At 42.9% G+C, this 16,236-nt stretch carries 10 protein-coding genes; all 10 read right to left on the bottom strand.

Translation table 11 applies throughout. The features are described from left to right. Nucleotides 1-129: 129 nt before the first annotated feature. Nucleotides 130-573: a glycosyltransferase family A protein gene (locus tag NSQ66_RS28340; protein ID WP_076123908.1), complete on the bottom strand. Its 444-nt coding sequence runs from the start codon at nucleotides 571-573 to the stop codon at nucleotides 130-132. A gap of 135 nt (nucleotides 574-708) precedes the next feature. Then, the gene (locus tag NSQ66_RS28345) at nucleotides 709-1,431 is read right to left on the bottom strand and encodes a response regulator transcription factor (protein WP_036681509.1); all 723 of its coding nucleotides are present in this window, start codon (nucleotides 1,429-1,431) and stop codon (nucleotides 709-711) included. A gap of 4 nt (nucleotides 1,432-1,435) precedes the next feature. Further along, a complete protein-coding gene (locus tag NSQ66_RS28350; protein WP_036681511.1) occupies nucleotides 1,436-2,596 on the bottom strand; it encodes a sensor histidine kinase in 1,161 nt (386 codons plus the stop codon). Nucleotides 2,597-2,653: 57 nt separating this feature from the next. Continuing rightward, complete coding sequence (locus NSQ66_RS28355) at nucleotides 2,654-5,386, bottom strand: stalk domain-containing protein (RefSeq protein ID WP_081382510.1); 2,733 nt, start codon at nucleotides 5,384-5,386, stop codon at nucleotides 2,654-2,656. A gap of 214 nt (nucleotides 5,387-5,600) precedes the next feature. Continuing rightward, complete coding sequence (locus tag NSQ66_RS28360; RefSeq protein WP_052097366.1) at nucleotides 5,601-9,635, bottom strand: Ig-like domain-containing protein; 4,035 nt, start codon at nucleotides 9,633-9,635, stop codon at nucleotides 5,601-5,603. Between the two features lie 200 nt (nucleotides 9,636-9,835). Next, nucleotides 9,836-11,038, bottom strand: a complete 1,203-nt coding sequence (gene metK, locus NSQ66_RS28365; protein WP_036681514.1) for a methionine adenosyltransferase — start codon at nucleotides 11,036-11,038, stop codon at nucleotides 9,836-9,838. A gap of 339 nt (nucleotides 11,039-11,377) precedes the next feature. After that, nucleotides 11,378-11,647, bottom strand: a complete 270-nt coding sequence (locus NSQ66_RS28370) for an alpha/beta-type small acid-soluble spore protein (protein ID WP_036681516.1) — start codon at nucleotides 11,645-11,647, stop codon at nucleotides 11,378-11,380. A gap of 153 nt (nucleotides 11,648-11,800) precedes the next feature. Beyond that, entirely contained in the window at nucleotides 11,801-12,340 is a 540-nt protein-coding gene (locus tag NSQ66_RS28375; protein ID WP_038573625.1) for a hypothetical protein, read from the bottom strand. An 87-nt stretch (nucleotides 12,341-12,427) separates the two neighbouring features. Beyond that, nucleotides 12,428-15,280, bottom strand: a complete 2,853-nt coding sequence (locus NSQ66_RS28380; protein ID WP_052097368.1) for an Ig-like domain-containing protein — start codon at nucleotides 15,278-15,280, stop codon at nucleotides 12,428-12,430. 500 nt (nucleotides 15,281-15,780) lie between these two features. After that, nucleotides 15,781-16,122: a hypothetical protein gene (locus NSQ66_RS28385; protein ID WP_036681520.1), complete on the bottom strand. Its 342-nt coding sequence runs from the start codon at nucleotides 16,120-16,122 to the stop codon at nucleotides 15,781-15,783. Nucleotides 16,123-16,236: the final 114 nt, after the last annotated feature.

Raw genomic sequence — 16,236 nt, forward strand, 5'->3', positions numbered from 1 at the left:
TCCTACCTTTCGCTTGTACTTAGCAACTCCATATTTGATCCCGAATTCACGACTCCGTCTCCCCAAACGCAAAAAGCACACTCCCCCAGTTCTTGGAGAGTGTGCTTCACCCGTTACTTACATATTTACTTAAGATCTGTTGCGCTTTGATTCGCATCCCCTACTTCCTGCCATCCCCATAAAAGGCAGCGATACAGACTGCCCTGACAGCCGCAAGTCTACTACAATTCCTTCATGCTGCAATTCTTCACTCATCTGAAGAGAGTACATAGATGTTGCAAGATCGATAGAGCAGCCACTAGCGGCCATTTTGGAAACTATCCCAAGTGTTCCATCGCTCGAACCATCATCCATGAACGTTACTCGCAATCGTTTTCCGGTTAGAAGAGCTTGAAATGTCAGTGCCCGAATGTACCATTCCACAACAGATTCATGATTGCGGGTAATAAAAATATAATGAATCCATTTTCCGGACTGCGGTGTTTTACGCACCTTCTGCCGGTTATGCAACATATGAATCATCACTGCAGCGGATACATAAACAACCGCAATCCATATCAACTGGGCTACCATGGAGATGCACCTCCTCTGTATACCAACACTATATGCCGGCATTAAAAGGTCGGTGACTGCCTAGAATACCCATCAGGGAAGCAAGCTGTGTCTACTTAATTTCTTTCCTTTATGTAACGTATTACTGTGAAGCTTCTACAAGGTTACCCAGCCGTATTTAATCGAATTAATAACGGCTTGAGTCCGATCATCCACTTCCATTTTTTGCAAAATACTGCTAACATGGTTTTTAACTGTTTTTTCACTAATGAATAAATATTCACCGATCATTTTGTTGCTCTTACCTTCAGCCATTAGACGAAGCACTTCTGCTTCACGACGGGTTAGAGGATTGTTGTCACCAGCAATAAATTTAACACCAGCTTCCTTCACCACTGTATCTGTAGTTACGCCAGTCTCGTTAAGGTAAGTCATACGCCGCAATTGATTGATAAGCTTTCCAGTAACCTTTGGATGGATAAAGGCATGTCCTTCACAGACCGAACGAATGGCATTAATAAGGGATTCAGCCTCCATATCCTTCAATAAATAACCATTGGCGCCCTTACGTAGGGTCTCAAATACATAACTCTCATCATCATGAATGGATAAAATAATTACCTTAACCTCCGGGAACATTTCCCGAAGTTTTTGAGTGGCTTCTACGCCATTCTCAACAGGCATATTGATGTCCATTAATACGATGTCCGGTTTAGTCCCGTTACAAAACTCTAATACCTGAATACCGTCGCCGCACTCCCCTATGACCTCGATGTCCTCCTCCATATTCAAAATGCGTTTCAGCCCTTCACGAAAAAGCTGATGATCATCCGCCAAAAGAACCTTAATGGGCGTTTTACTAGAGTTTAAGTTCTCCATCACACTACTCCTTCCCCTTCTCCACATTCGTCGGAATATGGATCACGATTGTTGTCCCCTGATTCTCGGCTGATACAATTTCCATTCTTCCTTCAAGCAGTTCTACACGTTCCCGCATACCTACTAACCCGAAGCTTTCCCGATTACCTTGCTGATTTTTTAACTTTTGTACATTAAAGCCTAATCCGTTATCTTTAATCACAATCTTAATTAACTGCGCTTGGTATGTAATCTCCACCAATACGAAGCTTGGGTAGGCATGTTTTGCTGCATTAGACAATGCTTCCTGAACCAGACGATATACCGCCGCCTCCATCGCTGAAGATAGTCGGTGTTCCTGTCCCCGGGTTTCCAAAGTCGTCCGCAGTTTCGTCTTCTCTTCAAAATCATGCACATATTTCCGCAAAGTCGGAATCAAGCCCAAATCATCGAGAGCCATCGGTCGTAAATTAAAAATAACCTTACGCATTTCTTCCAGGCTGTTACGTACCTGCCCTTTTAAATCTACTACTTCGTCCTGCACCAGCCCAAATTCCTGCTTTACCAGCATTCTTTCTACAATTTCCGTCCTAAGGACTAGATTTGCCAGCATTTGAGCGGGACCATCATGAATTTCCCGGGCAATTCTCTTCCGTTCTTCTTCTTGAGCCAGGATAATTTTGAGTCCGATCATCTGTCTGTTCTTCGCAGATTCGACAATTCTCGTCACTTGGCCTAGTTCTCCCGACAAATATTCGAGCACTACGCTCATTTGCGAACCAATTGACTCTGCACGCTCTACAGAATTTTCGACACTGCGCACTCGCATTTGTAATTCATCACGTCTGCTTCGAAGATAGACCTCTCGCTCACGTGTCATCATGAGTTCGAGCTGAAGCTCCGTAGCCTTCTCATAAGCAATACGGATATCCTTCTCTGAGTAGCGGACAAAGTCCCGGCTGACCTCTGTCAGCCGGATTCTGGAGCGGTGATACTGTAGCTCCAGCTTGTCTACCTTTTTCAATGTTTCATCCGTTTCGTCCATGACCCGCTGCAGTTCCTTGTTGAGTGCAGCAAGTTCATCACGTGCAACCTGCAATATTTCAAAAATCTGATACTTGCTGCTCTCCATCACGTCGATGGTATTTTTAATAACGCGATCAATCGCATCGGCTTGAAATTCCACGGATGCTTGCCCCTTTTCTATCGGATCGTATTAAGGTTTTCCTTATATATTAACATATCACGATTCGATAGTTACGGTCTTCGTTTTCTGTTCCCATTTTACAGTTAATCCTAACTGTTCAGAAACCAGTCTCAGAGGTACTAAAGTCCTACCCTGTAAAATAATAGGTGCTACTTCAGCACTTTGTCGCTTACCATTTAACAGGTATTCCTTTTTATTTACCGTCAGATCCAGTGCCTTGGCTCCGCGCAACACCATGATCTTCTTATTCACCTGATCCCAGGTAGCATTCCCTCCAAAAGCATCCAGCACATAACGGATCGGCACATAAGTACTGCCGTCTTTCACAATTGGAGCTACATCAATAGCCTTCTTATTTCCGTTTACGGTCATTGCTTTGGAGCCGATGCTCATCGAAGCCGTACCCTTTGGTAACCCTGCATCACTGGAAAGTGAAGGCATTGTGAAGGTGATATTATCAAAAGCAACGGTACCTGTCTTCGCCCGTTCATCTTGGCCTTCCTCTACATTGACTACATAAAGTCTCTTCAGCGTAGCCGGGAATTTAATCCCTGATCCTGACAAGTCGATGTTTATGTTCTTCCAACCGTTCCAATCGATAATCTTCGCAAGATCTACATAGGCTGTAGCTCCACTATTGTCTACAAACTCAGCACGCAGCCAATTTAAGCTCATATCGCCCATCACATCAACTGACATCGAAGTTGCAAGCGCTGGAACGGCTTTTCCACTTGTGCCGTTAAGTTGAGCATAAGCGTACATTTTACCGCTGCCAGCCGTCATATCATAACTGAGTGACAGCACCTTGGACCCTACTCTTTCAGCCGATCCGTCTACTATTGTTGCAGTCCCCTGTACCGCTGGCACATTGGTAGTAAAGTTGACTGGATAACTTACCTTCTCGAAATCTTCCCATGTTGTAGCTGCTGCTGTCGATAATACAACCGCTGTGCTAAACCCATCATAACGAGCAATAGCGTAACCTGTAGTAACCCCTGCATCCACAGAGTTTACAGTAAGCTTGCCATTTTGCACGACTCCCTTAAAGCCTACAAACTCCCACTTCAGCGCTGAATCTGGAACGCTTATGGTTGCTCCACTCTTCGTAGCGGCCTTTACAGGGACAGATACAGTTGTCCCAGCTGTCAGTGGCGCTGTAGCAGTGCCTACACTCATGCTGGATAGATCATCTCCACCCAAGACTGTAAGGGTTGTAGAAGCGCTTGCTACGCCGCTTTTAGCCGTTAAGGTAACGGTGCCTGGCTTCACTGCCGTTACTTCTCCTGCACTTACAGTTGCGCTTCCTCCACTTGATGTCCAAGTAGGATTGCCTGCTGCTACATCTATAGGGTTATAGTAAGTGTCATAACCTTTTAACGAATAAGTAGCCTTTTGTCCAACTAATAGTGAAGTGCTTCCGCTAATTTTAATTCCTTTCACTTCACCTTGTGGTGCGTTAGTATAAACACCAAGCGCGTTAACGATGCTGCGCTGCTCTGTGCCATACTCTGTATTAAAGGTTAGTGTGGCTGAGGTTTCACCGAGAGGCCGGTCTACCATCGTTGTAGAGCCGCCTCCGTCTAAGTTAAGCCCTTTCCAGACTCCAATATTGGTCATAAAAGATTGCAGCTCGGTCAATGACATTCCTGAGCTGTTGCCATTTTTTTCAGTAGCTATGATATATACATAACGTCCATCCTGAGAGTATCCTAAAGCCGTACGTGCACGATAACCGCCAATACTGCTAGTCGAGCGAGAAAACGTTGCTGCTTTTCCGTTATTTACAAGAATCGTATGTCCACCAATCATTGTTTGCAGATTAGCAGGATCTAGCGATTGCTGCGTAGTCTTGGATTTCAGGGAGTACACACTTGTTACCGGTTGTCCAACAGTCAGATGGGCAGTAACATACCGTGCGGCTAAGCCATGGGCCCGCAAAATATAAGCTCCCTTTGGAACCGCTGTAGGAAGCGCAGCATTTTCAGATATTTGAGTAACTACGCCGTTCTCAACGAGCACCTCTGTCGGTGTGGTTGAGCTGTTTTTGGGACGATCGAGTGCGGTCCATACATCCGTATAGATATACATTGCATTAGCATGGCTATAAGTAGAGCTTCCACCTTCAGGACTATAAGCACCTTTATTGATACCGGATATCTCAAACTGTGCGCCGTCAGGTGCGGTTATCATTCCTTCAAAGCTGAACTCATCAATAAGAGGCTTGCGGTCCTTAGTCACTGCAAAGGCATACATTCCATCCAATTGCGAAGGGGTGGATACCAATACTCCACTGGATACTTGTCCACCAATCGGAGCACCTTCCCCGCCTGTATTAAAATAATCTCCGTTTACTGCAGCCACGGCTCCAGTTTCCTTAGCCATCCCGCCAGTACTTTGACGTGTTGTCAGGTTTCCACCTTTACCTGTCATAACATCTAAAGAAACATATGGATTGTTGAGGTCAACGCGAATAACATCCGCCAAGCCAGAAGCGCTCGCTCCTGAACGTGTAGCCGTATATTTGTATTTCATCATAATGGCGCCCGAAGTAATTACTTCTTCTCCCAGCTTGCTTACTTTAAAATTAGATGTGGCTGCGGCAGCAATTGGTGTGGAACTATGACCAAACATAGCTAAGCCTTCACTGCCAATTACCGGCATAATCCACAACACACCTGCCAATGAAGCGGCAACCCATTTTTTAGTAGATGATAATTTCATTCCCCGAACAACTTCTCTACTCTTCTTCTCCATGAAAACTTCATTCATTTCGACGTAACTCTCCCATCTCTTTTTTACTCTTCAAGTCCGTTATCAAAAGTCTGGAAACTGGTTCCTATTTTTCTAGTACTCTTTTAATAGACTGAAAATAAGCGAAAAAGTTGCGAAATTGAGAGATTTCAAGCTTTATAGAGTCTCTTAACACAAACTATTAACATAAAAAAAGCCCAGCAGAATGCCAGGCTTTACCAATCTATTTATTCTACAAATAATCTGTTTGCTTCAGCATCCGATGCAACATCACAGCAGCTTGTGCACGAGTGGCATTACCCTGAGGCTGGAACTCACTTGTGGTCATTCCCAAAATAATCCCCGATTGTACAGCTTTAGCTACGAATTCTGCACTTTGATTCTGAATTTTGGACTTATCCTTGAAGCGTGCCAGTGTTGAGGCAGAAGTGCCGCTTAACGTAATAGGATGTTTGGTGTATTCCATTGCCCGAATCATCATGATTGCCATCTGCTCACGAGTGATATTATCATTAGGCCGGAAGGAGCCATCCGTGTTGCCTGTAATAATACCTGCCTTAGCTGCTGCACCAATATAGTCTCCCGTTTGTGTGGAAGGCTGCACATCCCGGAAGCGCTGTGCGGTCTCGCGATCGCCTAGCAAACCAAGTCCCCGGCTAAGCATTACTGCAAACTCTGCACGGGTAATCTTTTTTTCTGGACCAAATGTAGTCCCGTAACTGCTATCGATGATAGTCTTTGCACTAAGCTCAGCTACGATTGAATTACTCCAATGTCTACTCATATCTGAAAAGGCCCGGGTTGATATAAAGGTTCCTAACACTTGATTACCCTCCGTACGAGCACGAATAATCGTATAGCTACCTACCGTACTTACTTTTGTTGGCAGATAGGCTGCATCGTAATAGGAAAGATCCAGTCTAGCAGCAGATGTCTGCGCATTGTTCAATGAAGAAGTTGTACGCACAGTGTATTCTCCAGGTACCGATAATGCCTTAGCATTAGAATAATTGCTGCTTACTATCGCAGTCACCCGGACATCCATAAGACTAGTAACGCTCTGCATCCCCATAGTTTTTAGCTTTTGCTCAAATGGGGAGAACGTACCTGCCGGAACCTTTTCTAAGCGGAACACCAGCGAGATATTTTTACTGTCTGCAATCAAGCTTGTCGCTAATCCGTTCATATCGATATCGTCTAGTCCTACGCTATATAAGTGATCGCCATAACGTATCATAAATTTTGTGGTTTTACTGCGATTTACAGCATCAAGCAAAGGCTTTAAAGGAACAGTCACATAGGCCGATTGTTCCGTAGCAGGCACCTCAAAAGCTAATGTATCACTACTTGCCTTATACAGATATTCAAAACTGGCCGTCAGGCGATCTGTGTTTAAGGTATATCTTTTGACAGATTGATTGTATAACGAACGGTCATCCACGATTTGTGAAGAGTCACTCTTCAGCAGCGCGTATTCTTTTCCAAACTCACTTGTTGCAATCGTCCCTAGATAGGATGGACGATTTCCCGTTCCGGTGCTCACGCCGGTTAGGTTCTTAACAGAAAGTGAAGAGAAGGAGGACAGTATATTACCACTTAAATCCTTGATCGTACCTGAACCTGACATATAAGACAAATCAACAGTTTGCCCGGTTTTTACTGCTGAGGATGTTGTTATTTTTAAAATATCCCCTGACAAAGTGTAGTTTTGTACACCCATACTGCTTCCATCTGCTCTAACTCCGAACTGATTAGCATAGAGGGAACCAGATGCCTGCATGTTTTTACTGAATGTAACCGTAAGCTCGTCGCCATTGATGGTGGCAGAACTAATCTCAGGTATGCTAGTGCCGCTATTTTCCGAGATGGACACAGGCTGCAGGTTAATATAAGCTGCACGGTTTCCATTTAAATCGCTTATTCCGGTAGTCCCCGGAACATAGGATAACGTAACATTCTGATTCACCGTCAAAGCACTCTGGAGCGTTAGCGTGACCTGTGAGCCACTGACGGATACATTCGTAACATAGTTAGGAGTGCTGCCAACAAGCACAGAGAACTGGCTGTTCATCGGGAGGTTTGTCGTTGACAAGCCTTCATTGTAATTCAGAAGGATTTTATTGCCACCTCCGGTTGCACTTTGGAACACGGGTGGAATTGTATCGTTGCTGTTGCGAATGTAGAAATCTGTGAAATCCGCAATATTTTGTCCAAAAGAATTCTGCAAAGGATAAGAGCCTGCATAATAGGAGACACGAACGGTCTGGCCATTAGAAGCATCGCTATTTAACCCTAAATATACAGTGTTCCCGCTGGAGCTTATGGAGTTGACCCCTAGAGATCCCCCATCTGAAGTCACTAGAAACTGACTATGTGCGTAAGAGGAAACTGCCTTTAAAGAGTCATTGAAATTCAACGCTACAGTTCTACCTGTGATCCGTCCATCTTTTGGTGTAGGCATGGAGGACTCGATAGTGTTAGTAACCTGCTTTGAGCTAAAGGTGCTGGCTGCATTTCCGCTTGGATCTTGAATGGTCCGCAGACCACCTGTATAGCTAACCTTCACGTTCTGTCCAACCGCTACCCCTGTACTGAGTACCACATAGGCGCTGTCTCCCTGGATATAGACACTTTCAATTGTACGATTCTCATCATTCACCGTAGCACCAAAGCTGGAGATCAACAGTGCAATGGAAGAGTTGAGACTCTCATTGTATTTTAAACGAATGGTCCGATTGTTCTCGAGTGATGCAGATGTGAGCTGTGGAGCTGTTTTATCCTGAGACAAGGTCCGGAAGCTCCATGAATTTTTGCCGCTTAGTCCATCATAGATAACACTAGCATCAATAGCGTCTACAAAAGCTCCTTTAGCAATATCAATATAATAGGTTGAGTCGCTATCTAAAGCTGTTTTAGGCGTAATTACATATTCGTTTGCAGCAGTTGTACTCCGGTTAACAGTAACCGCAACCTGTGCTCCACCACTTTTATAAAGCGCTACACCATTTTCCACAGCACTGTTATAATTCACATTACGATTGAATGTGACAGAAAATGATCTGTTGTTAGCTATGGATTCACTCCGGTCAGCTGGATTTAGCGCACTTACGTTAAGTCCTGTCAAAGAAGCCGTTGTAAATGTCCAGGTATACGCACCCGAAGCTGGAAATACATTTCCGTCTTGATCGTAAAAAGCTCCCTGCGGTATCGTCACCGTATACTGCGTACTGTTTAGCAAGGGTGATGCTGCTGATGCTGGAAGCAATGTTATAGTTCTGCTGCTTCCTCCTGTAACGGCTGGGGAGTTTACATTAAGCCATCTCGTTCTAGCATCGTTAGCTGCACCTGGAGATACTGTTATGGTTCCAGCTGCAGGCATCATAGGACGATCAAATGTAAGCTGTAGGGCACCAGTGGTAGACACCCCACCTGATCCGTTTGCCGGTGCAGGAGTCACTGGAATCTCTGCCACACCTTTAGTAGAGAAGCTCCACACATCACCGCTTGAAATTCCGGAATACGTTCGATTATCAACATCCTTAAAAGCATAAGAATCTATAAGAACATAATAGTTACTTCCGGAGGCCAATGTTTTATCCAATGTTAGTTTAACTGTAGTAGAGTTAGCATCAGTCTGAACGTTGACTCTAGTATCATCATCCTTAATTTTGAACTCTTGTACGGTTGCATTATCTGCAGACGACAAAATCCGGATGGAACCTCCACCTTTTATCAGGTTTTTATTTAAGGTTAGACTTAGCTCCTTAAGGGCTCCTGCATCCACTCTTGTATTATTAGCAGGTGAAAAGTTACCTGCCGTAATCGCTGTATTACTCTCAGGCGCAGTGGTAAATGCCCATGAAGTAACATCTGACTCATTACCATCATTATCCTTGAACAACCCCTTAGGGATTGTCACTGTATAAGTCTTGTTTGAAGTAAACTGTTGATTTAGCTTAAGCTCGTAATCTTTTGAACTACCAATAAGACCATAACTACCAATAGGAATCGTTAAAAAAGGTGAGCTATCACCTTGACCCGTAATAGTAATTTCACCTGACTGCGGGTTTACTTGACGATCAAAGCTCAGTCTAAGGGATGATCCGATAGTTACATAACTTGCTCCAGGCGCTGGTGAGACTGTTATACCAAACTCTGATGCAGCGTACACTGCTGAATTCCCTATTCCAATAGCAGGATAACCCGAACCAAGTACTAACTCTCCCGCTAGAATAAGTGCCGTCCATATTGAAATTTTTCTTTTCATTCCGTGATAGACTCCTCTCAAGCCATACTATCGTCTTTATGTATATTCTTATATTTCGGCTAAAAGGCTGGCAAAGTTTAGTAGTCTACTTCTCTATGGTTAGATTCACTAGCCCTGCTCGTTTTCGCACGCAAAATAACCCGCAGAGCTGACACCAAGGCCAACTTGCGGGTTAACATATTATAAGACCGTATGATGAATTACAACCCTGCTTGATCTCTTAGCAATTCTGCTTTATCTACGCGTTCCCATGGAAGATCTACATCAGTACGTCCGAAATGACCGTAAGCTGCAGTTTGTCTGTAAATCGGTTTACGCAAATCAAGCATAGAAATGATGCCCGCAGGGCGAAGATCAAAGTTGTTGCTGATCAGTTGAACCATTTTCTCTTCACTGATTTTACCTGTTCCGTATGTATCCACATTTATCGAGACAGGAGTAGCTACACCGATGGCATAGGCAAGTTGGATCTCACATTTGTCGGCCAAACCAGCAGCTACAAGATTCTTAGCTACATAACGAGCCGCGTAAGCCGCAGAACGGTCCACTTTAGTTGGATCCTTACCTGAGAATGCTCCGCCGCCATGACGAGCATATCCGCCGTATGTATCTACGATAATCTTACGGCCAGTTAGACCAGCATCCCCTTGAGGACCCCCAATAACAAAACGTCCGGTTGGGTTAATAAAGTATTTGGTTTCTGCATCAAGCAGTTCCGCAGGAACAACAGGCAAAATAACATGTTCTTTAATATCCGCCTGAATTTGTTCAAGAGAAATTTCCTCTGCATGTTGTGTAGATACTACGATAGCGTCTACGCGTACAGGTTTTTCATCTTGATACTCAATTGTAACTTGTGTTTTGCCGTCTGGACGAAGATAGTCCAAGGTTCCGTTCTTACGAACTTCAGATAACCGACGTGCAATACGATGTGATAAAGCAATCGGCAGTGGCATCAGTTCAGGTGTCTCGTTCGTAGCAAAACCAAACATGAGTCCTTGATCGCCCGCACCAATATTAGCTGTTTCTTCAGCTACTTGAGCAGGATCCCGGTGTTCTAAAGCAGAGTTAACACCTTGGGCAATATCAGCGGACTGCTCGTTAAGAGAACTCAATACAGCACATGTATTATAGTCGAAACCATATTTTGCACGTGTGTATCCAATTTCTTTGATGGTATTGCGTACGATGGCAGGAATATCAACATACTCTGATTTGGTACTGATTTCCCCGATCACCAGTACAAGACCTGTTGCTACTGCTACTTCGCAGGCTACACGTGCATTAGGATCATTAACTAAAAATGCATCCAATACTGCGTCGGAAATCTGGTCACAGATTTTATCCGGATGCCCTTCCGTAACGGACTCAGAAGTAAACAAATGACGCCCTTTAATAGACAAGTATAACAACCTCCCATATGGTTAGTCTGACACTGTATAAGGGATTCCTTAATGATAACAGGCCAAATAATTAAACTAAATAATATAAATAATTCAGGTTTGCCTGATTTCTTTTTATGAAGGATTTTCGCAAAATTTAATGCCTGCATTCACTAAACTCTTCAAAAAATGAACCTTTTCCATATGGAAAAGGTCTAAGGCTTTCCTCAAAAGTCATATTATCTTATTTAGGGGGTGGTGTCAATTAAACACAGAGCCCCCCGTGAGAGTATGAATATTGATTTCACGCTATAAAAAAGCAATATCAGATAAGGAATAAGGGTATCCTAACCCCTGATATTATTGAAAAAGAGACTGTTCAGCTTGCTTAATGAGTCTCTTCGTAATTTCTCCTCCAACAGACCCATTATCCCTTGAACTCAGATGCCCAAGGTACTGACTACGGCCAGAACCACTACCTCCGACTGCTCCTAACTCAGAAGCAAACTCCGTGTCTGCCCCGCCTCCATAATGAGCCCCATATAAACCAAATTCAGCTGCAATTTCATATTGCATTTGTTTCAGCATTGTCCGACTTTCAGGTACGACTGTACGATTATTACGTGCCATGTTACAGCACCTCCTGTGAATTTGTAAGATTACAGGAATATTGTGCGTCCATCACTTAATCTTCAATCGCGCCAATGATTTGTAACTTTGGAAAACAGTTTGAAGGTATGATTAAGTCCGTTTACGGGCATTATGAATATATATCATTACACATTATTTCAAGGTATATCCACCACGAACCATCACAACAAGACCAAGGGTTTGACCCTCTTGAACAGCTATACCACGACCATCACGAGGGAAGGACAATAAGTGGTTAGATGGTGCAGCTAGTCCATTTGTAAGATCTTTACCATCTGTTAAATCGGCCACACCATTCGCATCTTGTGAAACGATTACTGCTTTACCCGCGCGAACGATAAATTCAGCGCCTGCAGAAGCAATTAAAGTTTGGCCAGGCTTCACATCAACAATCACAGATTCATTACTACTATTTTGACCAGGTGTAGCTACTGGCGCTGTGGTTGCACTAGGCGCAGGTGTAGCAGTCGCTACCGGAGTCGTCACTGCACCACCTGAAAGTGCTTTCTGAATTTGCTGATCGACGTAGCTTTTAGTAACTACAGGATCATCCGTTGTGCCAGGCTGAGAACCAACACCTGCACCTTCAGCAGTAATGTTTAGCAAAGACCCAGCCCATATACCACCAGCCAGCAATACAGCAGCGGTTGTTACTTTCCATACCGATTTCAAAGAAGTTCCTCCTCATTATTGGGGATAAAAACCTATAAAAAAAGAATAGCCTCCGAAGAGGCTATTCTGTGCTTCGGTAATCGGAGATTACTTAGCGGAGATTTCTGTTTCGCCTTTGATCTTGTTGCCATCAGCATCGAAGATTGCAGCGTCTTTCTTAACTTTAACAATGATTCTGTTAACACCGTTGGCGTTAAGATCAAGTTCTTCTTTAGCACCAGCAGCGGAATCAATGATTTTCTTGGAGAATTTAACAGACCATTTTCCTTTATCAGATCCGTATTTAATCGGAGTGATAGAAAGAATGTTATCTGATGAAATTTTGTTGCTAGAATTAACATCAGTGTTGATGTAGAATTCCAGGTTCGCTTTCAAGTCAGCTTCAGTTGTAGCTTCATTCAGGTCTTTGGAGAATCCGAGAATCAGTTCAGTTGAACCTCCGCTGGATACTACAGCTGAATCAAACGCAGGGCTAATTCTGCTAGTCAGCTTACCTTTTTGTTGTGCAACTGTACCATCGATTACGTTACCAGCAGTATCAGTAACACCATTCACAGCAAAGACATAGTCTTTAGTTTCTGTGATGCTGGAGCTAGGGATATATACATATGCACGAGCACGAGTTGGGTTAGTAGCAGATGATACTTCTTCGCCTTTTTCGTTCAATGTTTTAATTGTAACGTAAGAAGTGCTTGGAAGACCAGCATTGTTCAATGTGTAGCTGTTTTTATCAAGAATTGTGGATGATTTCAAACCGCTAGCATCAAACAGATCAACAGTGATCAAAGCATCACCATAAGTGTCATCACCAACAGATTTGCTATCATAGAACTTGATAGGAGCAGCGCCATTAACAACCAACAATTCTGGAGCTTTATCGTCAGTTGAAGTAGATCCGATTGTTACAGGCAATACTGCAGCAGTCAGTTCATTTGCACTGTAGGATTTATCTACGAACAATCCTGCAGGAATACGCAATGTGTAGCTACCAGCAGTTGGTACACTTACACCAGTGATAGTGAAAGTACTTCCGCTACCTTTAACAAGACTAGAATTGTGAAGTACAGTTGTAGCTTCACCAGTAGTATCATTAATCAGTTGCAGGGTGCCTTTACCTTTGTATACAACATTTTCAGAGAATTTCAGAACCAGACCTTTATTAACAGCTGTAGTTGTGTAAGTAACACCAGTTACAGTAGGAGCTACAGTGTCTTTAGTAAAGGTAATTGCTTGGCTAGCAGCTGTTCCCAAAATGTTACCCAGAGTATCTTTTACAGAAGCTCCGAATACTACAGAACCAGTGAAAGTTCCAGTTGAAGGGAAGCTAGTCAATGGGCTTTGAAGGGTGAACTTCTTGCCATTGTCAGTAGTCAACACTTGGAACGTACCTTGGCTTTCACCAACGGAGTTCAACAAGCGAACATTACCAACCAAAGAAGCACGATCAACTGTTTTGTCGAACTCAACTTCAACATACTTGTCACTTACTGGAGTTACGCTCTTGATTACTGGAGCAGCAACGTCAGAAACTACAGTTACAGTAGTTTTGATTGGGTTAGGATTAGCTACATTACCTGCAAAGTCAGTAACGTTAAGCAACGATACATCGTAAGTTTTGCCGCTATCCAATGTTCCTGCAGACAATTTATACTCAGTGTAAGTATCATTTGTTACAGTTACAGTAGCAACTTGACCATTTACGTAAGCAACAATACCAGTAGTTTTAACTGGTTCGCTGAATTTCACGTATACATCTTTAGTAGTTGCTTTTGCAGTAGAGCTAGCAGAAGCAAGTGTTGGAGCAACTGTATCAGCAACAGTGATCAGTTGTGTGTAAGCTGGGATAGCTTCAGCAGATGTTGTTGTTACAGCATCGTTAAGAACTACAGTGTAGTTACCTTTAAGGAATTTAACTCCTGGCAGGGTAATAACAGCTTCAGTGTTGTCAGCGTTGAAGGTAACATTAGCATTAGCTACTTCGTTAACATCACTACCCACTTTAGTTACTTTTACTACGCCGTCGATAACTTTGCTGGATTCAGCCAGTGTATCAACATCGATTGAACGGTTAAATTTGATTACTACTTGTTTAGCATTTGGAGCTTCTGCGGAAACAACCTTAGGAGCTGCCAAAGTTACTTTTGTAGTGTAATCATGATCATTGTGTTTGAAGTTGATTGTAGTTTCAACGCCTGCTACAAGAGCAGTTGTCAATTCAACAGTTGTAGTAGTTTTGTCAGAGAAAGTAACAACTACTTTAGTTGGGCTCAATGCTTCAGCAGAAACGATTGTAGCTGCTTGGCTCAATTGATCAACAGCATAAGCTGTTTCAACTACCAAAGAACGGCTAGCGTTAGCTTTGAAGTTAGTGTCTTTAGCAACCAAACCTGCATTGATTACTGCTTGAGCATAACCTTTAGCCCATGCGGATGCAGAGTTATCAGTTGTAGTTGGTTGTTCCAATTTCAAAGCGCGGAACAATACAGCCGCAACTTCTTCAACTGTTACTTTACCGTTGTAATCGAAGATACCTTTAACAGTATCTTTACCTTGCATGTAGTTTACTGCAGTAACAGCTTCGATGTAAGGCACTGCCCAGTTCGATGCGTTGTAACCTTTGTCTTTGTAAGACAATTTGTTACTTACTTCAGTAAGGTCGAACAATTTAGTAACGATCTTCGCGAACTCAGCACGAGTAAGATCTTTTTCAAGGTGAGCTTGACCATCTGGGTATCCGTTGAGAATACCTTTCGCTGCCAAAGCATCAAATTTTTGTTGCGGAGTTGTTGCTGCGTCACCAAACGCTACAGAGGCAAACATCGAGAATGCCATTGCTGTAGATAATGCTACGGATAAAATTTTCTTCATAACCTTTTTTTCTCCTCCTTGGACGTTCATAAACTGAGATTTTTCTTTAGTTGAGTAGCTCATGTCACTCATTAGCCGATGCACCCCCTTTCCCGAGTTGAGCAAATTAAGTATAAATAATGTCTGTGACGGGTATCACAGAAACTGGTAAACGATTTTAGGACATGACAATACTAGATTCCTAATTATACCTAAGTATTATACAATGTGCCTCAAGTCACGTAAAGCTAATTTTTCCATTTTGTTAAATTGGCTTTACCAGCGGTTAATTTCAGCCTCTGTGTAAATGACTCTACACCTTAAACGCAGAAGATTTGAAAAAGTTGCGGTTTCTCAAAAAAAATCTTCTTTTTTATATTTTCCGGTGTGATCCCATTAGAAGATACATATGTATGTTCTACTAACTATTGTTAATCATGGGTGCCTACGGAAAACAGTATATCATAGTCGCTTTCTAAACGTCATTATGCAATATTTACTAAGAATCATTAACACTTGTACTATTAATTTAAACATTCCTACAAAAAACAAAAAAAGCGCCGTTGCCGACGCTTGCTTCTATTACATTGTTTCTAACGAATCTTCATAGATAATTGGATCAATTCCTGACGCTTCTCAGGACTCGAGTTCACATTGTCATACATTGCATCAATAGCTGCGCGGTTCTCGCGGTAGCTCTTCTCATGCTTGATTGTAGTATGAGACCATTCGATCAGAGCATTCTCAGTAACAACAAGCTCGTTGTATGAATCGTGGAATCCTGTTGCTTGCACCAGTTCTTCCATAACCTCTTGAGTGATCTCCTGTAGTGCCCGTTTAGCTGCAATTTCCTTCTCCAACACTTTTGCTCTATTCTCAAACATATTCTTGGCTTTCATGTAATCCAACTGTGCTTTTGATAAAATCGGTTTCATCGATGGCTTTCACCTTTCAGAAAATAATATTTTCTACATTATTGTATCGTAAATCGGTGCAGATTACAAAATTTATGTCGCTGGTAATTGTTATCTTTACATCAAAACTCCGAC

Source organism: Paenibacillus sp. FSL H3-0329 (genome assembly GCF_037963285.1).
In the GTDB taxonomy this organism is placed as follows: domain Bacteria; phylum Bacillota; class Bacilli; order Paenibacillales; family Paenibacillaceae; genus Paenibacillus_AQ; species Paenibacillus_AQ odorifer.

Bases quoted from the DNA above. Each gene is read 5' to 3' on its own strand.
- NSQ66_RS28385 (WP_036681520.1), bottom strand. From the start codon at position 16,122: ATGAAACCGATTTTATCAAAAGCACAGTTGGATTACATGAAAGCCAAG.
- NSQ66_RS28345 (WP_036681509.1), bottom strand. From the start codon at position 1,431: ATGGAGAACTTAAACTCTAGTAAAACGCCCATTAAGGTTCTTTTGGCG.
- NSQ66_RS28355 (WP_081382510.1), bottom strand. From the start codon at position 5,386: ATGAATGAAGTTTTCATGGAGAAGAAGAGTAGAGAAGTTGTTCGGGGA.
- NSQ66_RS28370 (WP_036681516.1), bottom strand. From the start codon at position 11,647: ATGGCACGTAATAATCGTACAGTCGTACCTGAAAGTCGGACAATGCTG.
- NSQ66_RS28340 (WP_076123908.1), bottom strand. From the start codon at position 573: ATGGTAGCCCAGTTGATATGGATTGCGGTTGTTTATGTATCCGCTGCA.
- NSQ66_RS28360 (WP_052097366.1), bottom strand. From the start codon at position 9,635: ATGAAAAGAAAAATTTCAATATGGACGGCACTTATTCTAGCGGGAGAG.
- NSQ66_RS28380 (WP_052097368.1), bottom strand. From the start codon at position 15,280: ATGAGTGACATGAGCTACTCAACTAAAGAAAAATCTCAGTTTATGAAC.